Annotated in this window: 23 protein-coding genes and 1 pseudogene; 14 read left to right on the top strand and 10 right to left on the bottom strand. The window is 74.2% G+C overall.

Features of this window, described 5'->3' with window-relative positions; genetic code table 11:
* Positions 1–306 precede the first annotated feature (306 nt).
* The 4 genes from ABZ340_RS26880 (at position 307) to ABZ340_RS26895 (ending at position 4,703) form a co-directional block, all read left to right on the top strand.
* Complete coding sequence (locus tag ABZ340_RS26880; RefSeq protein WP_358784402.1) at positions 307–717, top strand: hypothetical protein; 411 nt, start codon at positions 307–309, stop codon at positions 715–717.
* A gap of 64 nt (positions 718–781) precedes the next feature.
* The gene (locus ABZ340_RS26885; protein ID WP_358784403.1) at positions 782–3,154 is read left to right on the top strand and encodes an FHA domain-containing protein; all 2,373 of its coding nucleotides are present in this window, start codon (positions 782–784) and stop codon (positions 3,152–3,154) included.
* Positions 3,151–3,696 carry a hypothetical protein gene (locus tag ABZ340_RS26890; RefSeq protein ID WP_358784404.1) on the top strand — a complete coding sequence of 182 codons (546 nt, stop codon included), beginning with the start codon at positions 3,151–3,153 and terminating at the stop codon, positions 3,694–3,696. The genes ABZ340_RS26885 and ABZ340_RS26890 overlap by 4 nt, the downstream gene beginning before the upstream one ends.
* The gene (locus ABZ340_RS26895; protein ID WP_358784405.1) at positions 3,696–4,703 is read left to right on the top strand and encodes a serine/threonine-protein kinase; all 1,008 of its coding nucleotides are present in this window, start codon (positions 3,696–3,698) and stop codon (positions 4,701–4,703) included. Before ABZ340_RS26890 ends, ABZ340_RS26895 begins: the two co-directional genes overlap by 1 nt.
* Before the next feature lie 209 nt (positions 4,704–4,912).
* Here the strand turns inward: ABZ340_RS26895 and ABZ340_RS26900 are convergent, their stop codons facing one another.
* Complete coding sequence (locus tag ABZ340_RS26900) at positions 4,913–5,620, bottom strand: SDR family NAD(P)-dependent oxidoreductase (RefSeq protein ID WP_358784406.1); 708 nt, start codon at positions 5,618–5,620, stop codon at positions 4,913–4,915.
* A gap of 245 nt (positions 5,621–5,865) precedes the next feature.
* Between ABZ340_RS26900 and ABZ340_RS26905 the strand changes: the two genes are divergently transcribed.
* Positions 5,866–6,219, top strand: coding sequence for a helix-turn-helix domain-containing protein (locus tag ABZ340_RS26905; RefSeq protein WP_358784456.1), 354 nt, complete (start codon positions 5,866–5,868; stop codon positions 6,217–6,219).
* A gap of 70 nt (positions 6,220–6,289) precedes the next feature.
* Here ABZ340_RS26905 and ABZ340_RS26910 read toward each other — a convergent pair whose 3' ends face one another.
* On the bottom strand, positions 6,290–7,576 hold the full coding sequence (locus tag ABZ340_RS26910) for a streptophobe family protein (protein ID WP_358784407.1): 1,287 nt from the start codon (positions 7,574–7,576) through the stop codon (positions 6,290–6,292).
* A 185-nt stretch (positions 7,577–7,761) separates the two neighbouring features.
* Between ABZ340_RS26910 and ABZ340_RS26915 the strand changes: the two genes are divergently transcribed.
* Positions 7,762–9,042, top strand: a complete 1,281-nt coding sequence (locus tag ABZ340_RS26915) for a DUF6777 domain-containing protein (protein WP_358784408.1) — start codon at positions 7,762–7,764, stop codon at positions 9,040–9,042.
* Between the two features lie 196 nt (positions 9,043–9,238).
* Positions 9,239–9,694, top strand: coding sequence for an ATP-binding protein (locus ABZ340_RS26920; protein WP_358784409.1), 456 nt, complete (start codon positions 9,239–9,241; stop codon positions 9,692–9,694).
* Between the two features lie 125 nt (positions 9,695–9,819).
* Here ABZ340_RS26920 and ABZ340_RS26925 read toward each other — a convergent pair whose 3' ends face one another.
* Entirely contained in the window at positions 9,820–10,719 is a 900-nt protein-coding gene (locus ABZ340_RS26925) for an RNA polymerase sigma factor SigF (RefSeq protein ID WP_358784457.1), read from the bottom strand.
* A gap of 271 nt (positions 10,720–10,990) precedes the next feature.
* On the opposite strand from ABZ340_RS26925, the gene ABZ340_RS26930 reads away from it, so the two are divergent.
* Positions 10,991–11,401 (top strand): helix-turn-helix transcriptional regulator, encoded by a 411-nt coding sequence (locus ABZ340_RS26930; RefSeq protein WP_358784410.1) that lies wholly within the window; start codon positions 10,991–10,993, stop codon positions 11,399–11,401.
* Positions 11,402–11,551: 150 nt separating this feature from the next.
* Here the strand turns inward: ABZ340_RS26930 and ABZ340_RS26935 are convergent, their stop codons facing one another.
* Both ABZ340_RS26935 and ABZ340_RS26940 read right to left on the bottom strand, forming a co-directional pair.
* Entirely contained in the window at positions 11,552–12,154 is a 603-nt protein-coding gene (locus ABZ340_RS26935; protein WP_358784411.1) for an ATP-dependent Clp protease proteolytic subunit, read from the bottom strand.
* A complete protein-coding gene (locus tag ABZ340_RS26940; RefSeq protein ID WP_358784412.1) occupies positions 12,154–12,810 on the bottom strand; it encodes an ATP-dependent Clp protease proteolytic subunit in 657 nt (218 codons plus the stop codon). Before ABZ340_RS26940 ends, ABZ340_RS26935 begins: the two co-directional genes overlap by 1 nt.
* Before the next feature lie 398 nt (positions 12,811–13,208).
* On the opposite strand from ABZ340_RS26940, the gene ABZ340_RS26945 reads away from it, so the two are divergent.
* The gene (locus tag ABZ340_RS26945) at positions 13,209–13,691 is read left to right on the top strand and encodes a VOC family protein (RefSeq protein ID WP_358784413.1); all 483 of its coding nucleotides are present in this window, start codon (positions 13,209–13,211) and stop codon (positions 13,689–13,691) included.
* Between the two features lie 30 nt (positions 13,692–13,721).
* Here ABZ340_RS26945 and ABZ340_RS26950 read toward each other — a convergent pair.
* Positions 13,722–14,602 (bottom strand): annotated as a pseudogene (locus ABZ340_RS26950) (aminoglycoside phosphotransferase family protein).
* Between the two features lie 189 nt (positions 14,603–14,791).
* Here ABZ340_RS26950 and ABZ340_RS26955 point away from each other — a divergent pair.
* Both ABZ340_RS26955 and ABZ340_RS26960 read left to right on the top strand, forming a co-directional pair.
* Positions 14,792–15,589: a VOC family protein gene (locus tag ABZ340_RS26955; protein ID WP_358784414.1), complete on the top strand. Its 798-nt coding sequence runs from the start codon at positions 14,792–14,794 to the stop codon at positions 15,587–15,589.
* Between the two features lie 42 nt (positions 15,590–15,631).
* On the top strand, positions 15,632–16,342 hold the full coding sequence (locus ABZ340_RS26960) for a ribonuclease H (protein WP_358784415.1): 711 nt from the start codon (positions 15,632–15,634) through the stop codon (positions 16,340–16,342).
* A 178-nt stretch (positions 16,343–16,520) separates the two neighbouring features.
* Here the strand turns inward: ABZ340_RS26960 and ABZ340_RS26965 are convergent, their stop codons facing one another.
* Complete coding sequence (locus tag ABZ340_RS26965) at positions 16,521–16,973, bottom strand: SRPBCC family protein (RefSeq protein WP_358784416.1); 453 nt, start codon at positions 16,971–16,973, stop codon at positions 16,521–16,523.
* Positions 16,974–17,205: 232 nt separating this feature from the next.
* Here ABZ340_RS26965 and ABZ340_RS26970 point away from each other — a divergent pair, with 232 nt between their 5' ends.
* Both ABZ340_RS26970 and ABZ340_RS26975 read left to right on the top strand, forming a co-directional pair.
* Complete coding sequence (locus tag ABZ340_RS26970) at positions 17,206–18,423, top strand: FAD-dependent monooxygenase (protein WP_358784417.1); 1,218 nt, start codon at positions 17,206–17,208, stop codon at positions 18,421–18,423.
* A 74-nt stretch (positions 18,424–18,497) separates the two neighbouring features.
* Complete coding sequence (locus ABZ340_RS26975; RefSeq protein WP_358784418.1) at positions 18,498–19,481, top strand: aldo/keto reductase; 984 nt, start codon at positions 18,498–18,500, stop codon at positions 19,479–19,481.
* A 33-nt stretch (positions 19,482–19,514) separates the two neighbouring features.
* Here ABZ340_RS26975 and ABZ340_RS26980 read toward each other — a convergent pair whose 3' ends face one another.
* Positions 19,515–19,862 carry a hypothetical protein gene (locus ABZ340_RS26980; protein ID WP_358784419.1) on the bottom strand — a complete coding sequence of 116 codons (348 nt, stop codon included), beginning with the start codon at positions 19,860–19,862 and terminating at the stop codon, positions 19,515–19,517.
* Positions 19,863–20,053: 191 nt separating this feature from the next.
* Here ABZ340_RS26980 and ABZ340_RS26985 point away from each other — a divergent pair, with 191 nt between their 5' ends.
* Positions 20,054–20,593 (top strand): DUF6328 family protein, encoded by a 540-nt coding sequence (locus ABZ340_RS26985; protein WP_358784420.1) that lies wholly within the window; start codon positions 20,054–20,056, stop codon positions 20,591–20,593.
* Between the two features lie 61 nt (positions 20,594–20,654).
* Here ABZ340_RS26985 and ABZ340_RS26990 read toward each other — a convergent pair whose 3' ends face one another.
* Positions 20,655–21,080 carry an SsgA family sporulation/cell division regulator gene (locus tag ABZ340_RS26990; RefSeq protein WP_358784421.1) on the bottom strand — a complete coding sequence of 142 codons (426 nt, stop codon included), beginning with the start codon at positions 21,078–21,080 and terminating at the stop codon, positions 20,655–20,657.
* Positions 21,081–21,415: 335 nt separating this feature from the next.
* The gene (locus ABZ340_RS26995; RefSeq protein WP_358784422.1) at positions 21,416–22,375 is read right to left on the bottom strand and encodes a threonine/serine dehydratase; all 960 of its coding nucleotides are present in this window, start codon (positions 22,373–22,375) and stop codon (positions 21,416–21,418) included.
* Positions 22,376–22,450 lie beyond the last annotated feature (75 nt).

The following is a 22,450-nucleotide window of genomic DNA, read 5'->3' on the forward strand; positions in this document are numbered from 1 at the left end:
CCGGGCCCGGGGGCGGGCGGTTACGCCCCGGCCGCGGGCCCGCCCCCGCCCCGTACCTGGCCGCCCCCCGGGGGCCCCGCGTGGAGGGGCCCCGGAGGGCGGCGTTTCGGCCAACGGCCGTGACGCATATGCCGGGAGACTGGCCGGAAAGACGTGGTGACAGTGATTCAGCAGTGAACATACTCGACTCCTAGGGCGACTTACGTCACGCGACAGCGCCCTCACGCACCGCACACGAGCCGCACGGAAGCGAAGCCCGGCCGACCGACGAGCGAGCGACGAGCTCTGCGACGGGGGAGGGGAGACGTGCACGACGAGTTCCTGTGCCATGTCACCGCGTACGGGGTCTGCGGCGGCCGGCGCGTCGGCGTCCCTTTGGGGACCTACCGGGCGCCCACGCTCGCCCTCGCGCTGTGGTGGCTGCGCGACCGCGCCTCGTGGATCGCCGAGCGGCTCGACCCGCAGCCCGGCACCGCGCCCCTCCCGCCCGGCGCCCTCGTCCCGGTCGCCGACACCGTGCCCGACGTGCCCGCCGTGCTGCGGGCCTGGTGCGGTGACGTGGCCCGGCAGGAGCTGGTGGCCGACGAGCTGGCCGCCGGACGGCTGGTGCGCATCGCCGTCAGCGACGACACGACCGAGTACGAGCTGCTCGCCGAGTCCGTGGACGCCCTGCGCATGCAGCGGACCGTCGCGCCGCTGGCCGTTCCCGTCTCCTGACGCCGCTCGCCGCCCGTCGCCCGCCGCACAGGCGCACACGTGCGCGAATCGGTAGAATCCTGGCATGTCCGAGCGGCCGGTCGCGCCGACCGCGCCCGTCCTCGTCCTGGAGACCGACACCGGCTCCACCCTGATGAGTCCGGGCCACGACTACCACGTCGGGCGCGACCCGTTGAACGACATCGTCCTCGACGATGAGCGGGTCTCGTGGCACCACGCGGTGCTGCGGCCCGGGGACGGCCACTGGACACTCCAGGACGAGCACAGCACCAACGGCACCTACGCCGACGGCCACCGCGTCCACGCCTGGGACGTCGGCCCCGGCAGTGTCCTCCGCTTCGGCAGCCCCTCCGACGGCCCCCGCGCCGTCCTCGTGGGCCGCCCCGCCTCACGGCGCCCCTCGGCCGTCTCGATGCCCGCCCTGACCGGCACCTTCCGGCAGCCCACCAGCGTCCGCCCGCTGCCCGCCCGCACCGTCCGCATCGGCCGCGCCGCCGGCAACGACCTCGTCGTCGACGACCTGGTCGTCTCCCGCCGCCACGCCGAACTGCGCGCCCTGCCCGACGGGACGTACGAGATCGCCGACCTCGGCAGCCACAACGGCACCTACCTCAACGGCCGGCGCGTCACCCGCGCCCCGGTCGGCCCCGGGGACGTCGTCGGCATCGGCCACTCGGCGTTCTGCCTGGCCGGCGACGAGCTCCAGGAGTACGTCGACACCGGCGAGGTCTCCCTCGACGTACAGGACCTCACCGTCACCGTCGACCGGGGCCGCAGGACGCTGCTCGACCACGTCTCCTTCCCGGTGGGGGAGAAGTGCCTGCTCGCGGTGGTCGGCCCGAGCGGCGCCGGGAAGTCCACGCTCCTGGGCGCCCTCACCGGGCAGCGGCCCGCCGGCCACGGCACCGTCCTCTACGACGGCCGTGACCTCTACCGCGACTACGCCGAGCTGCGCCAGCGCATCGGCCTGGTCCCGCAGGACGACATCCTGCACGCCCAGCTCACCGTGCGCGCCGCCCTGACCTACGCCGCCGAACTGCGCTTCCCGCAGGACACCGCCAAGGCGGAACGCCGGGCCCGGGTGGAGGAGGTCATCCGCGAACTCGGCCTGGAACAGCGGGCCGGGCAGCACGTGCACAGCCTCTCCGGTGGACAGCGCAAGCGGGTCAGCGTGGCCCTGGAACTGCTGACCAAGCCGTCGCTGCTCTTCCTCGACGAGCCGACCTCCGGCCTCGACCCCGGCATGGACCGCTCCGTGATGCACATGCTGCGCGGCCTCGCCGACGACGGCCGGACCGTCATCGTCGTCACCCACAGCGTCCTCAGCCTCGACGTGTGCGACCGGCTCCTCGTCCTCGCGCCCGGCGGCACCGTGGCGTACTACGGGCCGCCCGAGGACGCGCTGCCCTTCTTCGGCTTCACCCGGTGGCCGGAGGCGTTCGAGGCGTTCGAAGGCGACCGCGACCGGGACTGGGCGGGGGAGTTCCGGGCCTCGCCCCTGCACCGCCGGTACGTCGCCGACGCCACCGCGCAGCCCAGGCGGCCCCGCGCCGGCCCGGTCGCCCTCACCCCGCCGCCCCGGCCGCGCGGCCGAGGCGCCCAGTTCGGCACGCTGGTGCGCCGCTACACGGCCGCGGTCGCCGCCGACCGCGCGTTTCTCGCCATCATGGTCGCCCTGCCGTTCGTGATGGGCGCCATGGCCCGCGCCCTGGCCGGCGGCCGGCTGACGCGGGAGACGGCGATGAACACGCTGCTGATCCTCTGCGTCGGCGCCGTGCTCACCGGCGCCGCCAACGCCGTACGGGAACTGGTCAAGGAACGCGCGATCTACCGGCGGGAGAGGGCCGTGGGCCTGTCCAGATCCGCGTACCTGACGTCCAAGGTGGCGGTGCTCGGCACGGTCACCGTGCTCCAGGCCGTGGTGCTGACCCTGGTCGCCCTCCTGGGCGTCGGCCTGAACGCGCCGCGCGGCCGGGGCGTGCTGCTGCCCCCGCTCGTGGAGGTCACGGTCGCGGTCGCCCTGCTCGCCTTCACCGCGATGACGCTCGGCCTGCTGGTCTCCGCCCTGGTGCGCAAGGAGGAGGTGACGATGCCGCTGCTGGTGCTGCTCGCCATCGTCCAGGTCGTCTTCTGCGGCGCCCTGCTCCCGCTGCACGGCGTGCCCGGCCTGGAACAGCTGTCCTGGCTGGTGCCCGCCCGGTGGGCGCTCGGCGCGATGGCCGGCACGATCGGACTGTCCCGGATCGTGCCCGGGAAGCCGACCGCCGACCCGCTGTTCGCGCACGCGGCGGACGTGTGGCTGCTCGACGTCGGCATGCTGCTCGTGCTGTCGGCCCTCTTCGGCCTCGCCGTCTCCCGGCTGCTGCGCCGGCACGAACCCGCCGTGATGCGGAAGGAGCCGCGGCGGTGGACGCGGAAGGAAGACACCGCCCCATGACGACCACGCCCCCCGGCTTCCTGCCCACCCACGTCGTCCCCCCGCACGGCATGCCCGCCTGGGAGGCCCCCGACCCCGCCCGGCCCACCGTGGCCCTCGACGCGCTGCTGCCTGTACGGCTCGCCGAGCGGCGCGGCGACTGGGCACACGTGGTGTGCTCCAACGGCTGGTCGGCCTGGGTGGACGGCCGCCTCCTGGTCGCCGTACCGCAGGACCCGCCCGCCACCGGCGGCCCGCAGGCCGGTATCGACGACCCGCGCCCCCTGCTCGACCGCGCCGCACAGGCCCTGGCCCGCTACCGCGCCGCCGTCGAGGACCTCGCGGACGGCAGCCTCGACGGCGAGGGCTTCGGCCACCTCACCCGCGGCCTGCGCATCGGCGTCGTCGTCGACGGGGAGTCGGTGTGGCTGTACGACACCGAGCGGGAGCGATGGGTGTACGGCGACGGCACGCGGCTGAGCGCCTACGCCGCCGACGCCGCCCCCGCCGACGGGCCGGGCCACGCCCCCACCCGGGTCGTGACACCCGGCGGCGGCCCCTGATGCCCCGCGACACCAGCCTGTTCGCGGGCCGGCCCACCGACCTGATCGGGCGGCAGGTCGCCGGCTACCGCATCGAGCAGGAGATCGGCCGCGGCGGCATGGCCGTCGTCTACCGGGCCCGGGACCTGCGCCTGGAACGCACCGTCGCCCTCAAACTGCTCGCCCCGGAACTCGCCCGCAACGACACCTTCCGCCGCCGCTTCACCCACGAGTCCCGGGTCGCCGCCGCCCTCGACCACCCGCACATCGTGCCGGTCTTCGAAGCCGGCGAGACGGACGGCGTGCTGTACATCGCCATGCGGTACGTCCCCGGCAGCGACCTGCGCCACCTCCTGGACCGCACGGGCCCGCTGCCCTGCGCCACCGCCCTGCGCATCGCCGCGCAGGTCGCCTCCGCGCTGGACGCGGCCCACGAGCACGGGCTGGTCCACCGGGACGTCAAACCCGGCAACGTCCTGGTGGCCCGCGGCACCGGCCCCGACCACCCCGAGCACGTGTACCTGACGGACTTCGGCCTGACCAAGAAGTCGCTGTCGCTCACCGGCTTCACCACGGCCGGCCAGTTCGTCGGCACCCTCGACTACGTGGCCCCCGAGCAGATCTCCGGCCGCCCCGTCGACGGCCGCTGCGACGTCTACGCCCTGGCCTGCGTCGTCTACGAGACCCTCGCCGGCCGTCCGCCGTACCGCCGGGAGGACGACATGGCCCTGCTGTGGGCCCACCAGTACGACGACCCACCGCCCCTCACCGCGGCCCGCCCCGATCTCGCCCCGCAGACCGACACCGTCTTCGCCCGCGCCCTGGCCAAGCACCCCGACGACCGCCACGACTCCTGCCTCGCCTTCGTCACCGCCCTGCGCGCCGCGGTCCGCGCCGCCCCCGGCGACGGCGCGGCGCACGGGCATCCGCCGACCCGTGGGGTGGACCCGAGGGGCGAGGCCGGGGCGGACCGGCGCCCGCAGCCGCCCCCGCGCTGGGCCCGGCCGGTGTTCCGGCCCCGCCCCTGAGAGCCCCGAACGGAAGGGGAGCCCGGTCAGGGGCTTCTGACGGATCTCCGTGGCGTCGCGACGCCCGGCACGCTCCCCCAGAGGGGGCACCCCCACTCGCCGCACGGGGCGGAGGGCCAGGTGGCTCCGCCACATGACCCTCCGCCCCGCACACCGAGAGCACGCACCGAACGCCGCTCCTTCTTCCACGGAGGTCCGTCAGAAGCCCCCTAGCCGCGCCCGCCGGCCCACTCGGCGACGAGGGCGCGAAACGCCTCCGGGTCGCCGACGACCTCCTCCACGCGGTCCGGCCGCCGGTACAGGCCGTAGTAGCGGGCGCCGATGACATCGGGGTCCGTCACCTCGTCGCCGGGGGTGATCGCGGAGGCGATCGTCACCGTCGCCGCGTGGATCCCCTGGGGGCGCAGCTCGGCGTGCAGGGCGTGGGCCCAGTTGCGCAGCCCCGCCATGGCCAGCCCCACGTTGGCCAGGAACGGCGCGGCGACCGTGGAGGACACGCCGGTGGTCAGCAGCAGCGTCCCCGCGCCGCGGGCGCGCATCTGCGGCAGCACCTGCCCCACGGCCGCCACCGCGCCCAGCACATGCAGGTCGAACTGCGCGGCGGCGGACGCGACCGTGGTCTGCGCGGCGTGGGTGATCGGCCCGGTCGGGCTGGGGCTGTACTCCAGGACGTCGATCGGCCCCAGCGTCTCCCCGGCCCCGGCGAGGGCGGCGGCCAGCGCGTCACGGTCACGGATGTCGGCGGGGAACGCCGCGGCGGTGACGCCCAGCCCGGTCAGCTCGCCCACCAGGGCGTCCAGGGTGTCCTTGTTCCGGGCGACCAGCCCGACCCGGAAGCCGTGGCGGCCGAACGCCCTGGCCACGCCCATCCCCAGCCCTGGTCCGGCACCGACAACGACGAGTGTCTTCGCCTCCACGACGTTCCTTCCGTTCACAACGGCCGCGCCGGGCACGGCCGCGACCCGCCGTCAGGTGGTTACTCTTTTTTCGTAGCAGCATGATTTGTCACCGCCCGGACGGTGACAAGACGGCACATTCATGTCGGTGACGCACACGGAGGTAACCCTTGACGACCCGCAGGAGCGCCTCGACGGCCGGGCGGCACCCCGACGACACGCCCCACCCGCAGGCCGGTCCCGACGACCGCGAGACGGAGGAAGAGGTGTGCCGGCAGGTGCTGCGGATCCTCGCCCTGATCGGCGACAAGTGGAGCATCCTGGTCATCGGGCAACTCCGGGACCGCACCCTCCGCTTCAGCGAGCTGCACCGCGCGGTCACCGGGATCTCGCAGCGCATGCTGACGCTGACGCTGCGGCAGCTCGAACGCGACGGACTCCTGACCCGGACGGTGCACCCCAGCGTCCCCCCGCGTGTCGACTACGCGCTCACCCCCCTCGGCGCGTCACTGCTGGACTCGGTGGTGGCCCTGGGCGACTGGGCCACGGAACACCGGCGAGAGATCCACGAGAACCGGCGCCGTTACGATGCCGCCCACCCGCCACGGACACGGTCCTGACCCTCCACCCGAGCCGCCCCCGCCCCGGCGGCTCCCCGGCGAAGGCCCGTACACGCCCGCCCCTGCGCACTCATCCGTGCGGCCGCGTCCGGTCTCCGCCCGCCGGGCCGCGCCGGCCCGCCCACCGCGCGAGCGGCGCGCCGAGGAACCCGGCGGCCAGCCCCCACAGCAGCGCCAGGCCGAGCGCGGTCCACAGCCGCGGTCTGAGGAACAGCTCCCCGGACAGGGCCCCGCCCAGATCGCCGATGCCGAGCACGGAGAGCCCGAAACGCGCGGAGATCCGGCCGACGAGGCAGACCGCCAACACCGTGAGCGCGAGCGCGACCGCCAGGCGCACGGCGTGCCGCCAGGCCGGTGCCCGGACAGGTGAGCGCCCCGCCGCCACGACGGCGGCGGCCAGGAGCAGCACCGCGTCGACGGCCACCAGCCACCACACCCGGCCGTCGTGCCCGGCGAGCGTGCGCAGGTCGAGCGCCGAGACGTCCGGCGTGCGCAGCACCTCGTCCAGCACGTGCGGCATCGGCAGCCCGAACGGCCCCTCCACCCGGCCGTCCCAGGTGGCACCGAGCCCGAGGGTGAACGCGAGCCACGCCACGTTCGGCAGGCCGAGCAGGAGCACGGCGAACGTCCTGGCCGGATGCCCGTGCGTCGCCGCGACCACCAGACCGGCCGCCACCCCCACGGCGACGCAGGCGAGCAGCAGGACGACCATCGCGTACGCCGCCGGCCGCACCGACGCCTGGAAGCGCAGGAGCCGGCCGGGCAGCGGAGCGCCCCGCGACACCAGCAGGGCCAGGACCACCACACCCGCCAGCCACAGCAGACCGAAGAGCAGCGTCAGCGGCACGTCGGTGGTGAAACCGACCCGCGGGGAGAGACCGAAGAGGTCGCCGAGCTCGTCCAGCACCCCCTCGCCCAGGGGCACCTGGAAGGACTGCCGGGCGGCGAACGCCAGGGCGAGCAGGGCGAGCAGCCACAGGACGGCGATCCGCCCCGCCCAGCCCGCCAGCTCCGCCGCCCCCGCGACCGCCCGGTGACGCAGCGGACGCAGGAAACCCCAGCCGACGGCCAGGGCCCCCACCAGCGTGACGGACAGCGGCATCACGGTCAGATCGGCCTCGGTGCCGGCGAGTCCGCCGGCGTCCCCGGAGAACTCCACCGCCCCGCCGACGGCGATGACCACGGTCGCCGCGACGATCCGGGGGAAGGCGCCCTCGGGCAGGTCCGCGGCACCGGCCGCCCACAGCCCGAGCGCGGCGGCCACTCCCATGGCGGCCAGCCCGGCCAGCACGGTGACGAGGGCCTGCGCCCAGCCGTGACGGGCCACGGCCGGACCGGAGGGGCTGTGCGCACTCACACCGCCACGCTAAGCAGCGCCCGCGTGGCGTGCCCGCCGGAAGGGCCGTCCGCGTCGGCTCGGCCGGCTTGCGCCCGCCGCCGGACCGGGACACACAATGAAGGGAACAGGCGGGCGTACCGGCCTTTGGGCGGAAGGATCCGCCCGGGTGCCGCGCCGCCGAGGTTTTCGCGGAAGAAGAGCCCGTGAGCGTCGAACCGCCGTCCTCCGGCCGCCCCACCGGACCGCCCTCGGGCCCGCTGTCGGGCCCCTCTCCGCCGTCGTCCGGACCACCGCCCCCGCCGTCCCCGCCCGGCGGCGGGGACGGCGGCGCGCCGCGACCGCGCCGGCCGTGGTGGAGGTCCGCGCCCGGCGTCGCGGTGCTCGCCGCGGTGGTGGTGGCCGCCGTGGTCCTCGCGGTCGTCTTCGCGCGGCCCGGCGGCGACGGCCCCGGCAACGAGGGCGGCGGCACCGGTGACAGGAGCGGAGAGGTGTTCCTGCAGGCGGCGGGCGGCACGGGCCCCGACCCCTTCACCGGGTCGACGGCGAAGGACAGCTCCGTCCCGCCGACGTCCCCGACGGCTCCGCCCCCGGCCACCACCTCCGCCCCCGCCCACGTGGTCCGCGGCGTCGACGGCGGCACCCCCGGCCTGTACGGCGGCACCCGCAACGCCTCCAGCTGCGACGTCGAGCGGCAGATCGACGCGCTCGGCGCCGACCCGGCGAAGAACCGGGCCTTCGCCTCGGTCGCCCGCGTCGAACCGTCCCGGGTCCCGGCCTACCTGCGCGGCCTCACCCCCGTCCAGCTGCGCCTGGACACCCGCGTCACCAACCACGGCTACCGCGACGGCAAGGCCGTCCCCTACCAGGCCGTCCTCCAGGCGGGCACGGCCGTACTCGTCGACGACCGCGGCCTCCCCCGGGTGCGCTGCGCCTGCGGCAACCCGCTGACCGAACCGGTTCCCCAGCAGAGCCCGCCCAGGACGACGGGCGACGCCTGGCCGTCGTACCGCCCGTCGAACGTGGTCGTGGTCCGGCCCGCGCCGCGCGACATCGACGTCTTCGTGCTCTACGACCCCGAACGCGACGAGTGGATCTCCCGCCCGCGCGGCGACACGGGAGGCAAGGACCGCCCGGCCGCACCGCCCGCCGAACGCCCCTCCCCGCCCCCCGGCGACTCCACGCCCGCGTCCCCGCCGACGACCGCTCCCGGCCGGCCCTCCTCACCCGCGGAACCGGAGCCGGAGCCGCCGCCGTCCGGCCCCGGGACGACCACCCCGGGAACGCCCGAACCCGGGACACCCGAGCCGGAGACGCCCGAACCGGGAACGCCCGAGCCGGGAACGCCCGAGCCGGGAACGACGGCCCCGGGTTCCGGCGAGCCGCAGCCCGGATCGCCGGCCACCGAGCCTCCGCCCGCCTCCGTCCCGCCCCCGTCGGCGCCCGTGGTCGAACCCGTCCCGCCCACCGCCGCACCGGTCTTGTGAACCCCGGCCGGGACGCCCGCGGCGGGCTCCGGCCCGAGCCGTTTCCCCCGGCCGGAGGCCGGTCGGGTAACCTGCGCATGCCCGTGCGGCCGTGACGACGCCCGCAGTGCGGACGACGGGGACTGCGGAGCCCGGCTCGGGGTATGCGGACTGGTGCAGCAGCGTCCGGCCAGTCCGGCTTCTGAGAGAGAAACGCATGATCGAGCACCTGGACGGGGCAGTGATACCGACTGGTTTCGACGTGCCCGTGGAACCGCTACGGCGGGCGGCACACTACACCGGCGATCCGGGATGCATCGCCGAAGCGCGTTCCTTCGCGTCGCTCTTCCTCGACCAGCTCAGGACCGAGTGGTGCGCCCCGATCGGCTCGCGGACCGAGGGCGCGGTCCTCCTGGTGGTGAGCGAACTGGTCACCAACGCCGACCGGCACAGCCAGGGGCCGTACATCCTGGAGCTGGAGGGCACGGACGCCTCGGTGACCGTGGGCGTCTACGACAGCAGCGGGGCCCTGCCCCGGCGCTTCCCGCGCGACCCCGAACGCGTCGGCCGGCACGGCCTGGAGATCGTCCACGCGCTGACGGAGTCCGTCACCGTCGAGCGGGTGCCGGTCGGCAAACGGGTGCGCGCCGTGGTCCCGCTGAACGACGCCTGAGTTCCGGCCCCCGGTCCCGCGGTCCCGGCGACCGCACGCCACGGCCAACCGGGACGCGGGTACCGCCCCACTCCGGTGGTGGGGCGGTACCCGCGTCCCGGTGCGCTGTGTCTCTCCGCGGGGTCTCAGGCGCAGCCGAGTTCACCCAGCATGCCCTCGCGCAGCCGGGTGATGATCCGCTTGATCAGCCGGGACACGTGCATCTGGGAGCAGCCGAGCTGTGCGCCGATCTCCGCCTGGGTGGCCTCCTCGACGAACCTCATGTGGATGATCTGCCGGTCGCGCTCGCTGAGTTCGGCCATGAGCGGAGCGAGCGAGTGGAAGTCCTCCACGAGCCGCATCCCGTCCTCCTCCACGCCGATGAAGTCGGCGAGCACGGCCTCGCCGCCCTCGGGACCGTCCCCGGTGAGCGCGGCGTCCAGCGAGGAGGAGTTGTACCCGTTGGCCGCGATCTGGCCCTCGATCACCTCGTCCTCGGTGATGTTCATCAGCGTGGCGAGCTCGGCGACGGTGGGCTCGCGGTCCAGGCGGCTGGAGAGCTCCTCGCGCGCCTTGGCCAGTTCCACGCGCAGCTCCTGCAGCCGCCGCGGCACGTGCACGGCCCACGTCGTGTCGCGGAAGAACCGCTTGATCTCGCCGACGATGTACGGCAGGGCGAACGAGGTGAACTCGACCTCACGCGACAGCTCGAACCGGTCGATCGCTTTGATCAGGCCGATCATGCCGGTCTGGACGATGTCCTCCATGTCGTCCCCGCGGCCGCGGAAGCGGCCGGCGGCGAACCGCACGAGCGACATGTTCATCTCGATGAGCGTGTTGCGCGCGTACTGGTATTCGTGCGTGCCCTCTTCGAGCTCCGTCAGGCGCTGGAAGAACTGGCGGGACAGCTCCCGCGCGTCGCGCGGTGCCACGGCCCGCGGGTCCACGACCTCCGCCAGCGGACCCTCACCCGTCGTCCCGTTCCCGGTGGTCTTCTCGACGGCCGGTGCGTCCGGCCGGATCACGGCGGTGTCGACGGTGTCCATTACCTCTCCCACGAAAGTCACGGTTAGGTCTCCCTGAGTCCTTCGTCGCTGCGGGTACCCAGGTCAGGACGGTGCATGCCCCCCGTGTTGCCGGGTGACGGAAAATCGGGGATCATTCGCACTGTACGTCCGGATTCACGAGGGTATGCGACATGCTCTCAGCGTATCGGCGTGACCGAGACCGTACATGCCGGGGCGCCCCCGGCCCGATTCCCCTCAGGGCGGAACGCCGCGCTCTTCCCCTCCGGCCGCCGATTTCTAGGCTGAGGGGGTGAGCAGCCAAGCGCCGAACGAAGCCCGTGTCATCCCTCTGCGCCCTCCGGCCGCGCGCCCGGAGAACCGCCCCGCCGCATCCCCGGCCCGCCCGGCCCCCGGGCGGGAACCGCTGTGGCGCGACCTGGTCGGTGACGTCCTGCGGCGTGAACGCCTCGCCCAGGAGCGCACCCTGAAGGACGTGGCGGAGGCGGCCCGGATCTCCATGCCGTACCTGTCGGAGGTGGAGCGCGGGCGCAAGGAGGCGTCGTCGGAGGTCCTGGCGGCCGCCGCCCAGGCCCTCGGACTGAGCCTGGGCGACCTGCTGGCGCGGGCCCACGGCCGGCTCACCCGCGTCACCTCCCGGCACGCGGGTGCCGGCCGCGGCACGCCCGGCGCCCGCTACGACGGGCTCTGTCTGGCGGCCTGACGGCGGCCGCGGACCGACGCGCCGGACTTCACGGCCGGCGCGCCGGGCAGCTCAGGGGCCGGAGCCCCCGGACAAGTCCACGGACCGGTGCCCCGGGCAAGGCGACCGGGGCACCGGCCCGGCGTGTCACACGGTCACACCGTCATGCCGTCATACCGTCACGAGGCGTCGGCTGAGCACCTCGTCGGCCAGTCCGTACGCCACGGCCTCGTGCGCGGTGAACACCTTGTCGCGGTCCATGTCCGCGCGCAGCGTCGCCACGTCGTGGTGCGTGTGCCGGGAGAGCACCTCCTCCACCTGGGAGCGGATCCGCACCATCTCCTTGGCGTGGACGGCCAGATCGGAGACCGTGCCCCGCTGCCCGGCGGTGGCGGGCTGCCCGAGCAGCACCCGCGCGTGCTCCAGCACGAACCGCCGCCCCGGGTCCCCGCCGGCCAGCAGCACGGCCGCCGTGGAGGCCGCCTGCCCGACGCAGAACGTCGAGATGGGGGCCCGTACGAACGTCATCGTGTCGTAGATCGCCATGAGCGAGGTGAACGAGCCGCCGGGCGAGTTGATGTAGATCGCGATCTCGCTCTCCGGCGCCGCCGACTCCAGATGGAGCAACTGGGCGATGACGACGTTGGCGACGCCGTCGTCGATCTCGGTGCCGAGGAAGATGATCCGCTCCGACAGCAGCCGGCTGAACACGTCGTAGGACCGCTCGCCCTGCGGGGTGCGCTCGACGACGTTCGGAATCGTGTACGTGCCCATCACTGCAGTCCCATCCGTCGCCGGGTCGCGGCCGGGCGGACGTCCGCGAGGGACTCCACCACCCGGTCCACCATCCCGTACTCCCTGGCCTCCTCGGCCGTGAACCAGCGGTCCCGGTCGCCGTCCCGGGAGATGGTCTCCGGGCTCTGCCCGGTGTGCTCGGCGGTGATCCGCTCGATGGTCCGCTTGGTGAACTCCAGGTTCTCGGCCTGGATCTCGATGTCGGCGGTGGTGCCGCCGATGCCCGCCGACGGCTGGTGCATCATGATCCGCGCGTTCGGCAGGGCGTAGCGCTTGCCGGGCGTGCCCACGCTGAGCAGGAACTGGCCCATGCTGGCGGCGAACCCCATGGCGAGCGTCGAGACGTCGTTGGGGATCAGCCGCATCGTGTCGTAGATGGCCAGGCCCGCGTGGACGGAGCCGCCGGGGCTGTTGATGCACAGGCTGATGTCGGTGCGCGGGTCCTCCGCGGACAGGATCAGCAGCTGGGCGCAGACGCGGTTCGCGGAGACCTCGTCGACCTGGGTGCCCAGCAGGATGATGCGCTGGCCGAGGAGTTGCGCGGCCAGGTGGTCGTCGAACCGCGTCGGAGGGGTGTCGCCCTCCTCCGCCCGCGGCAGCAGGGCCGGCCCGGGGCCGGCGGTCAGTGGAGACATCGGCGCTCCTTGTCGAGTCGTCGTCGAGTCGTCGAGCGGGGTGTGCGCGGCCGGTGTGCGCCGCGGTCTCCACTGTCGGCCCCGGACCGGCCCGGGCGGGGAATTCTCTGCCCGGGGCAGATTCGCCACGGGCAGAGCGGCCGGTGCGGGCCGGCTCACGCCCTTGTCCCGCACCCGCCGGGAGAACGCCCGTACGCCGCCGTCGCCTGCGAACGGGTCCGGCTCCCGCGGCGGATCCGCCGAGCCGGTCCGCCCGGCGAACTCCTCCACGGTCCGGGCGTGCCGCCGGTACCGCGCGGGCTCATGGGGACACTCCTGCTTTCCGGCCGTTTGGCCGATGACTTCCGCGGCCGGGACGGGTCCACCCTGACAACCGCCTTCCACTCCAGGAGGAACTCATGGCCACCGACGGATTCACCACATGCCTCTGGTTCGACGGCCAGGCCGAGGAGGCCGCCGCGTACTACGTCTCGGTCTTCAGGAATTCCGGCATCGGGCGGACGATCCGCTACACCGAGGCCGGTCCCGGCCCCGCCGGTGAGGTGGTCACCGTCGAGTTCACGGCCAACGGCCAGCGGTTCGTCGCGCTCAACGGCGGCCCGGAGTTCAAGTTCACCGAGGCCGTCTCCTTCCAGATCGACTGCGAGGACCAGGAGGAGGTCGACCACTACTGGAACAAGCTCACCGAGGACGGTGGCGAACCCGGCCCCTGCGGCTGGCTCAAGGACAAGTACGGCGTCTCCTGGCAGGTCGTGCCGAAGCGGCTGATCGAGATGATCGGCGACCCGGACCAGGAGAAGGCGGCCCGCGCCACCCGGGCCATGCTGGCGATGGGCAAGCTGGACATCGCGGCCCTGGAACAGGCGTACGCGGGCGGGTGACCCCGGCCCCCCGCCCGGCCCCGCCCGGTCTCACTCGGCCTCGGCCTCGGCCAGGATCTCCCGGATCACGTGCCGGGAGTTCTCGGCGAGCTGCGGATTGGTGTCCCAGTGGTACGGCAGCTGGATCAGCGAGATCGACAGCGCCCAGCCGCGTCCGCGCGCCCACTGCGCCTCGTCCGCCCCCACGGCCTCGCGGAAGACCTCGCGGGCGCCGGCGGGCAGCAGGTTCCAGGCGACGATCAGATCGACCGCCGGATCACCCACCCCCGCGCAGCCGAAGTCGATCACGGCGGCCAGTCGGCCTCCGTCGACCAGCACGTTCCCGGGGGAGAGGCCGCCGTGCGCCCAGACGGGCCGTCCGGTGTGCCCGGGAGTCCGCAAGGCCCGCTCCCACAGGCGCGTCAGCGCGTCGGTGTCGGCCCGTCCGCGCAGCTGCGCGAGCGCCTCCCGGGTCGGCGCGTCCCGCGCGGCCGGGGACCGCTCCGGGGACCGGCGGGCGCGTCCGCCGGATCGATCCGGCGCAGCGCGGTGACGTACGCCGCCAGGTCCGCGGCGAGCAGTCCGGGTTCCTCCAGCGCACCGGCGGCCGGGTTGCGGCCGTCCAGCCGGCGGTAGACGGACCACGGCCACGGGAACCCCTCACCGGGCTCTCCGGTCCCGACCGGCTCGGGCGTGGCGGCGGGCAGCCGGGGGCCGAGCCGCGGCAGCCGGCGCCGCTCGTGCGCCACGTCCGCGACGGCGCCGGGATGGCGGGGGAGCCGCACCACGAGGTCCGTGCCGAGGCGGAACATCGCGTTCTCGGTGCCCGAGGACCGCAGCCGCTCCACCGGCAGCCCGGCCCACCGGGGAAACTGCCGTCCGACCAGCCGGCCGACCAGGGAGGCGTCGACGTCGACCTCGTCCGCGCGCATCCTCGTCGCACCCATGCCGCCCATCCCAGCGGGCCGCGGGGCATGCTGTCGAAGGATTTCCCGGCCGGTGCCCGGCGAGGCGTTCGGCGCGCGGACCGGCGTACCGGTGGCTAGCGTGAGGAAACGGACCACCCGCCTGTTCGGACCCCCGCCCATTCGCTCCCCCACCTACTCGGAGAGGCTGCAGCCATGGCAGTACACCCAGAGGGCGCCCCTTGCTGGGCCGACGCGATGGTCCGTGACACCGAGGGCGCCAAACGCTTCTACGGCGAGGTCCTCGGCTGGACCTTCGGCGAGGCGTCGTCGGAGTACGGCGACTACACCGAGGCCTACGCGGACGGCAAGGCGGTCGCCGCCGTCGTCCCGCCCATGCCCGGGCAGGAGGACCGGTCCCAGTGGTGCCTGTACTTCGCGTCCGAGGACGCGGCGGCGACCGCCGACAGGATCCGCGACAACGGCGGCAGGGTGCTGATGGAGCCGGTGGAGGCCGACGACTTCGGCACCCTGTGCCTGGCCCGCGACCCCGGCGGTGTCCTCTTCGGCGTCTGGCAGGCGGGCCGGCACGAGGGTTTCCAGGCGACGGCCGAGCCCGGGGCCTGCTGCTGGGCGGAGGTCTTCACCCGGGAGCCCGAGAAGTCGGACGCGTTCTTCCCCGCGGTCTTCTCCTACCGGGCGAAGCGCATGGAGGACGTCGAGGTGGACTTCCGCGTCTACGACCTGGGCGACCGCAGCGTCCTGGGCCGGATGAGGATGACGGAGGACTTCCCGCCCGAGGTGCCGTCGTACATCAACGTCTACTTCGCCGTCGCCGACTGCGACGCGGCCGTGGCCAAGGCCACCGAGCTCGGCGGGGTCCTGCGCTCCGGCCCGATGGACACCCCGTTCGGCCGGTTCGCGGCGCTGAGTGACCCGCAGGGCGCGGACTTCTCGGTGATCGACCTCACGGCCACGCGGGGGAAGACGCCCGCCTTCACCGACGTCCCCTGAAGCGGGACCGAGCCCGGAACCGCCGTCCCGGCCGGCCATGGCATGATCGGGCCCATGCGTGAACGTGTGGTGGCCGCGTGCGACGGCGCTTCGAAGGGAAACCCCGGCCCGGCGGCATGGGCCTGGGTCGTCGCCGACGACTCCGAGGCCCCGGCCCGCTGGGAGGCGGGACCGCTCGGCAGGGCCACCAACAACGTGGCCGAGCTGACGGCCCTGGAACGCCTGCTGGCGGCGACCGACCCCGGCGTACCGCTGGAGGTCCGGATGGACTCGCAGTACGCCATGAAGGCGGTCACCACCTGGCTGCCGGGCTGGAAGCGCAACGGCTGGAAGACGGCCGCCGGCAAGCCGGTCGCCAACCAGGAGCTGGTCGTGCGCATCGACGAGCTGCTGGAGGGCCGCTCGGTCGAGTTCCGCTACGTGCCCGCCCACCAGGTCGACGGCGACCCGCTCAACGACTTCGCCGACCGCGCCGCCAGCCAGGCCGCCACCGTCCAGGAACCCGCGGGCAGCGAGCTGGGCTCGCCCGAGCCGCCGCCCGCGCCCGACGTTCCGGTCAAGGCGCCGCGGCGCCGGCCCGGCGCGTCCCGGCAGCGGGCCGGGGGAACGGCCGGCGGGAGCTCCGCGCGCACGATCAAGGCGAAGTTCCCCGGCCGCTGCGTGTGCGGACGGTCGTACGCGGCCGGAGAGCCGATCGCCAAGAACCCGCAGGGCTGGGGCCATCCGGAGTGCCGGGCGGAAGCGGCCGGCTAGGGCCTGACGCCGCACCCCCGCCCACCTCGCGACGGACAGGCCCCGGGCCCGCGCCGCGCCCCGTGCGACCGCCGGCGCGGTCGTTCCCGGATGCCCCGGGAGCCCCGGACGCCCGCCGCGGTGCGGGCCGGGGTGCCCGGGGCCCGGCGGGCGCCGTGCGCCCTCGCCTGTCCCGCGGTCAGACGACCGTGCCGCGCCAGCCGCCGGTCTCCTGGCCGCGCTCCTCGATGAAGTGCTTGAAGCGCTCCAGATCGCCCTTGGTCTGCCGCTTCACGAACCCGAGCTTGTCGCCGGCCTTCTCGGTGACGCTGTCCGGATGGAAGTCCATCTGGAGCATCACCTTGGTGTGGTCGGCGTCGAGGCGGTGGAAGGTGACCACACCCGCCTGCCTGGCCTCGCCGGACACCGTGGTCCAGGCCACCCGCTCGTCCGGGATCTGTTCGGTGATCTCCGCGTCGAACTCCTTGTGGACGCCGTTCACGTTCGTCACCCAGTGCGTGAGCGTGTCGGTGCGCTGCTCGATGCGTTCCACCCCGCTCATGAACTCGGGGAACGTCTCGAACTGGGTCCACTGGTTGTAGGCGGTGTGCACGGGGACGCCGACCTCGATGGATTCCTCGACCTTCGACACGGTGGTTCCCTCCTTCGTCTCTTCCTTCTTCTCTCTCGGTTCGTCCGCGCGAGTACCCGTGACCTGCGGAGGAAACCACCAGCCCGGCCATCGGCCGGCACCGGGGCGCGGGGCCGGGCGATCCGGCCGATCTCCCGGACGCGAGTTGACACACCGTCAGCCAGGCCGTGGACAGCGCCCGGTGCGCTGTTACTCTGCGGTGTGAATTGACCGCTTTGCGTACTTTTCAGGGGTGTATGTGAAGGTCGCCTGTGCCGGCGGCGGGCCCGCCGGCCTGTATCTGTCGATCCTGCTGAAGCAGCAGGACCCGTCCCACGACATCACCGTCTACGAGCGCAACCCGGAGGGCTCCACCTACGGCTGGGGCGTGACCTACTGGCGCGGACTGCTCGACCGGCTCCACGAACACGACCCGCGAACGGCGCGCGCCGTCGAGGAGCACTCCGTGCGGTGGAGCGAGGGGGTCGCCCACGTACGCGGCCTGACGACCCGCCACCACGGGGACGAGGGCTTCGGCATCGGCCGGCACCGGCTGCTGGAGATCCTCGCCGCACGGGCCCGGTCGCTCGGCGTGCGGCTGGAGTTCGAGCACGAGATCACCGGCACGGACCTGCCCGCCGCCGACCTCGTCGTGGCGGCCGACGGGGTGCGCAGCGCGCTGCGCACCCGCTGGGCCGGCCACTTCGGCACCGAGGTCCGGGCCGGCCGCAACCCCTACATCTGGCTCGGCACCACCAAGGTCTTCGACTCCTTCACCTTCGCCTTCCGGGAGACCCGCCACGGCTGGATCTGGTTCTACGGCTACGGCTACAGCCCCGAGCGCAGCACCTGCGTCGTGGAATGCTCCCCCGAGACCTGGACCGGCCTCGGCCTGGACCGGGCGGGGGAGGAGGACGGCCCGGCCCTGCTGGCGGACCTCTTCGCCGACGTGCTCGACGGCCACCCCCTGACCGGGCGCTCCGCGGCCGGCGGCAGCACCCCGTGGCTGACCTTCCGCACCCTCACCAACCGCACCTGGTTCCGCGACAACCTGGTGCTGCTCGGCGACGCCGCCCACACCACCCACTACTCCATCGGCGCCGGCACCACCCTCGCCCTGGAGGACGCCATCGCCCTGGCCCGCGCCCTGCGCGAGCACGCCGCCCTCCCGCAGGCCCTCGCCCGGTACGAGCGCGAACGCGTCCGGGCCCTGCTGCCGGTGCAGAGCGCGGCCCGCTACAGCGCCCGGTGGTACGAGAACCTGCCGCGCTACATCGACCTGCCCCCGGAGCAGATGTTCGCCCTGCTCGGCCAGCGCCACTCACCCCTGCTGCCGTACGTCCCGCCGCAGCTGTACTACCGCATCGACCAGGCGGCCGGGCAGCTGGTGGCGCTGCGCCGGTTCAAGCGCTGGCTGGGGCCGAGGGTCGCCAGGACCGTGCACGCGCGGACGCTGGCCGTCCGCAGGTAGCGGCGGACACGGGGCCGGCCGGGACACCGGTACCGGCGCACCGCGCGACCGGGACGGATGTCAGACTTCCGCCCATGGAAGAGCGCACATTCACACGATCCGGTCAGCAGGCGTCCGTGATCGGCCTCGGCACCTGGCAGCTGGGAGCCGACTGGGGCGACGTCGACGACAAGGAAGCCCTCGCGGTACTGGAGGCGGCGGCCGAGTCGGGGGTGACCTTCTTCGACACGGCCGACGTCTACGGCGACGGACGCAGCGAGGAGACCATCGCCGCGTTCCTGCGCGGCAGGCCCGACCTGCGCGTGCTGGTCGCCACGAAGATGGGCCGCCGGGTCGAGCAGATCCCGCAGAACTACGTCCTGGACAACTTCCGCGCCTGGAACGACCGTTCCCGCCGCAACCTCGGCGTCGACCGCATCGACCTCGTCCAGCTGCACTGCCCGCCGACGCCGGTCTACTCCACGGACGAGGTGTTCGACGCCCTCGACACCCTGGTCGAGGAGGAGCGCATCGCCGCGTACGGCGTCAGCGTGGAGACCTGCGCGGAGGCGCTCACCGCGATCGCCCGGCCGAACGTGGCGAGCGTCCAGATCATCCTCAACCCGTTCCGGATGAAGCCGCTGCGCGAGGTCCTCCCCGCGGCCCGGGAGGCGGGCGTCGGCATCATCGCGCGCGTGCCGCTCGCCTCCGGCCTGCTGTCCGGCAAGTACACCAAGGACACGGTCTTCGCCGCCAACGACCACCGCACCTTCAACCGGCACGGGGAAGCCTTCGACCAGGGCGAGACCTTCTCCGGCGTCGACTTCGCCACCGGGGTCGAGGCCGCCGCCGAGTTCGCCGCGCTCGCCCCGCAGGGGTACACCCCGGCCCAGCTCGCCCTGCGCTGGATCGTCGAGCAGCCGGGCGTGACCACCGTGATCCCCGGTGCCCGCTCGCCGGAGCAGGCCCGTGCCAACGCGGCCGCCGCCACCCTGCCCGAGCCGCCGCGGGAGACGTTCGCCGCGATCCGCGGCCTGTACGAACGGCGCATCAAGGACCAGGTGGAGAGCCGCTGGTAGAGCCCTCGCGGGCGGGGCCCGGGCGGCCCCGCCCTACGGCACCAGGAGCAGCTGCCTCTCCTGCTCCTGGTCGCCGGAGGCGGCGCCCTCCTCGCGGACGGAGAAGGCGCGGGTCAGGGTCTCGCTCGCCGTCGCGACGGCCTGCGGGCTGCCCTGCACGGTGACCGTCACCGGCGCGGACAGCCGCCCGGCGTCCGCCGACGGCGCCGCGGCCGTCTGCGGCGCGGCGGAGGCGCGGAAGGTGGCCGTACGGACCGTCGCCCGCTCGTCGGCCGGAAGGTCGTCCGGCGCGCCGAACACCCCCTCCAGCGCGCGTACCACCGTCCGCGCGTCGTCGATGCCGCCGCCGCTGAGCGTCACGGTGAGCTGCGTGTCGGACATCCTGGTACGACCTCCTCGGCCTCGGGGCGTCTTGCGCGGTCCGTGTAACCACCGGGTGATCGCTCAAACGGCACCCGGGCACACCGGCCCGACAAGGCGGCCGGGCACGGGGAACCCGGGAAGACGGACGGATGCCCGGGCCGACGGGCACCCGCCCGGACAGTCCAGGCCGCGGCAACCGGGAGGACACCGTGTCGGACACGGCAGCGGGCGACAGCAGGCGCAGGGGCCGCAACGAGACCGAGGAGGAGCGGGCCGACCGGATGTGGCAGGAGCTCATCCAGGAGGTCCGCGTCGCGCAGATGGGCGTGCAGATCCTCTTCGGCTTCCTGCTCACCGTCGTGTTCACACCGAAGTACGACGACCTGGCGGACACGGACCGCCGCATCTACATCGTGACGGTCGTCCTCGGCGCCGCCGCGACCGGTGCCCTGATCGGGCCGGTCTCCCTGCACCGCCTGGTCTCCGGGCGGCGCGTCAAACCCCAGGCCGTGCGGTGGGCCTCCCGGCTGACCCTGCTGGGCCTCGTGCTGCTGCTGGCGACCATGACCGCCTCACTGCTGCTGATCCTCCGCGTGGCGACCGACGACGGTTTCGTGCCGTGGCTGGTCGCGGGCGTGGTCGCCTGGTACCTGCTGTGCTGGTTCGTCCTCCCGCTGTGGACCCGGCACCGGTACACCTCCCGCCCGCCCCGCCCGGACGGGGGCCGGGGCGGCACGCCGGGACCGTAGCGCCCGGCCGTCAGCCGCCGTACGCGGATGCGCGGGGAGGGCGACGACCGGGCGGGGCGGCTCAGCCCTCGGCCATGACCTCGGCCAGGAAGTCGTCCACCCGCACCTCCTCCCGCCCGGGCGGGACGATCCGGTGGGTCTCCCGCAGGAAGGCCGCGATCGCCGGCGCCCACACGTGGACCACGGCGTGGTGGCGGCCCCCGTCGGGCCGCGGGTCGCCGAGGAACTCCATGCGCAGTTCCTCCCACCGGCCGGTCGAGGCCGGCCCCAGCCGTACGTCGCCCACGCCGACCGGCCGTGACAGCCCGTCGGCGAGCATGTCCCGGTCCAGCGTCCACCGCGCGAGGACACGGCCGTCATGGCTGAACAGGAAGGTGACGGCGAACGGGTCGGCGGCGTCGTAGCTGAGGTGGGCGAGCACGGGGCAGCGGTCCGTGTCACCCGCCTGCAACTGCACCACCAGGGTCGTGTGCGTGAAGGACTTCACGAAAGGGCCTCCGAGGAGTCCGAGGAGAACGGACGTAGGGCCCTCTAGTACCCCGTCCTCGCCCGCCATGCTCGGCCGCACGGGTGATCGCCCTCCCGGCCCGTGCCGGCGGGCGGGGACGGACCGGGAGGCCGGGGCGTCGCGCGGCGCCGGCAGCGGCGCCTTCTCCGCCCGGTCCGGGGACGCCCGGCTGCGCCCGGCCGCCGGTCCGTACCAGCGCGGTCTCGGTCAATCCGGCCCGCGTGTACGGGCGCACCCGCCTCCACGAAGGCGTCCGGGCCGTCGAGCCCGGCACGCTCCGCGCACAGCCGCGCCCCCGGGGGCGCAGGCGGGGATCAGCGCAGCCCGAAGCGGTCCGACCACGTCCTCACGTCGGCGGTCGTCGCGTTGCCTCCGCACACCACCAGCCCGATCCGGGCACCGCCCCCGACCCGCTCCACCACCCGCCGGGCGGCGGGCAGGAGGCACCCGGCGGCCGGCTCGGTCCACACCTTCGCGTGCTCGGCAAGGTCGAGGACGCCGCGCACGGCCTCCCGGTCCGGCACCACGACCACCTCGGTGACCAGGGCGCGGACATGATCGTAGGTCAGCCGGGACACGGCGGGCGCGCTGAGCGTGGAGACGATCGACGACAGTTCCACCGGCACCGGGCCGCCCGCCGCCAGCGCCTGCGACATCGCCTCGGCGCCCTCGGTCTCCACCCCCCAGATCCGCACGCCGGGCCGGCGGGCCCGCAGCGCCGCCGCGACCCCGGCGATCAGCCCGCCGCCCCCGACGCTGACGAGTACGTCGGTCAGGTCACCGGCGTCGTCGGCCAACTCCAGCCCGACGGTGCCCTGTCCGGCGATCACCACCGGGTCGTCGAAGGGGTGCACCGGTGTCAGCCCCTCCTCCCGCAGCCGCTCCGCCAGCGCGAAGGCCTCGGCCATGCCGTCGGCCAGCCGCACCACCGCGCCGGCGCCCTCGGCGATCTCCACGGAGCGGGCGGGCGCCGAGCGCGGCATGACCACCGTGGCCTTCACGTCCAGGGCCGCCGCCATGACCGCCAGAGCGATCCCGTGGTTGCCGCCGCTGACCGCCACGACTCCGGCGGTCCGCTCGGCCTCGTCCAGCGACAGCAGCTTCGCCACCGCGCCGCGCGCCTTGAACGAGCCGGTGCGCTGGAGCAGTTCCAGCTTCGCCGTCACCGGTACGCCGAGCAGCGCGGACAGCCCGGGGCTCGGCACGGCCGGGGTGCGCACCACATGTCCGGCGATCCGCTCGGCGGCGGCTTCGATCTCGCTGATCCCGATCACGGCGGTCATCCCTTCCGGCGCGGGCGGAGATCCGCGCCGCCTGGCACCCTCCCTCGCTGCCCGCCGAAGGTCAAC

The organism is Streptomyces sp. NPDC006134 (genome assembly GCF_040628835.1).
Lineage (GTDB): Bacteria > Actinomycetota > Actinomycetes > Streptomycetales > Streptomycetaceae > Streptomyces.

Excerpts from the sequence above, each read along its gene's own strand:
- ABZ340_RS26940 (WP_358784412.1), bottom strand. The coding sequence starts at position 12,810 with ATGTCTCCACTGACCGCCGGCCCCGGGCCGGCCCTGCTGCCGCGGGCG.
- ABZ340_RS26885 (WP_358784403.1), top strand. The coding sequence starts at position 782 with ATGTCCGAGCGGCCGGTCGCGCCGACCGCGCCCGTCCTCGTCCTGGAG.
- ABZ340_RS26980 (WP_358784419.1), bottom strand. The coding sequence starts at position 19,862 with ATGTCCGACACGCAGCTCACCGTGACGCTCAGCGGCGGCGGCATCGAC.
- ABZ340_RS26895 (WP_358784405.1), top strand. The coding sequence starts at position 3,696 with ATGCCCCGCGACACCAGCCTGTTCGCGGGCCGGCCCACCGACCTGATC.
- ABZ340_RS26975 (WP_358784418.1), top strand. The coding sequence starts at position 18,498 with ATGGAAGAGCGCACATTCACACGATCCGGTCAGCAGGCGTCCGTGATC.
- ABZ340_RS26925 (WP_358784457.1), bottom strand. The coding sequence starts at position 10,719 with ATGGACACCGTCGACACCGCCGTGATCCGGCCGGACGCACCGGCCGTC.
- ABZ340_RS26935 (WP_358784411.1), bottom strand. The coding sequence starts at position 12,154 with ATGGGCACGTACACGATTCCGAACGTCGTCGAGCGCACCCCGCAGGGC.
- ABZ340_RS26945 (WP_358784413.1), top strand. The coding sequence starts at position 13,209 with ATGGCCACCGACGGATTCACCACATGCCTCTGGTTCGACGGCCAGGCC.
- ABZ340_RS26955 (WP_358784414.1), top strand. The coding sequence starts at position 14,792 with ATGGCAGTACACCCAGAGGGCGCCCCTTGCTGGGCCGACGCGATGGTC.
- ABZ340_RS26890 (WP_358784404.1), top strand. The coding sequence starts at position 3,151 with ATGACGACCACGCCCCCCGGCTTCCTGCCCACCCACGTCGTCCCCCCG.
- ABZ340_RS26960 (WP_358784415.1), top strand. The coding sequence starts at position 15,632 with ATGATCGGGCCCATGCGTGAACGTGTGGTGGCCGCGTGCGACGGCGCT.
- ABZ340_RS26920 (WP_358784409.1), top strand. The coding sequence starts at position 9,239 with ATGATCGAGCACCTGGACGGGGCAGTGATACCGACTGGTTTCGACGTG.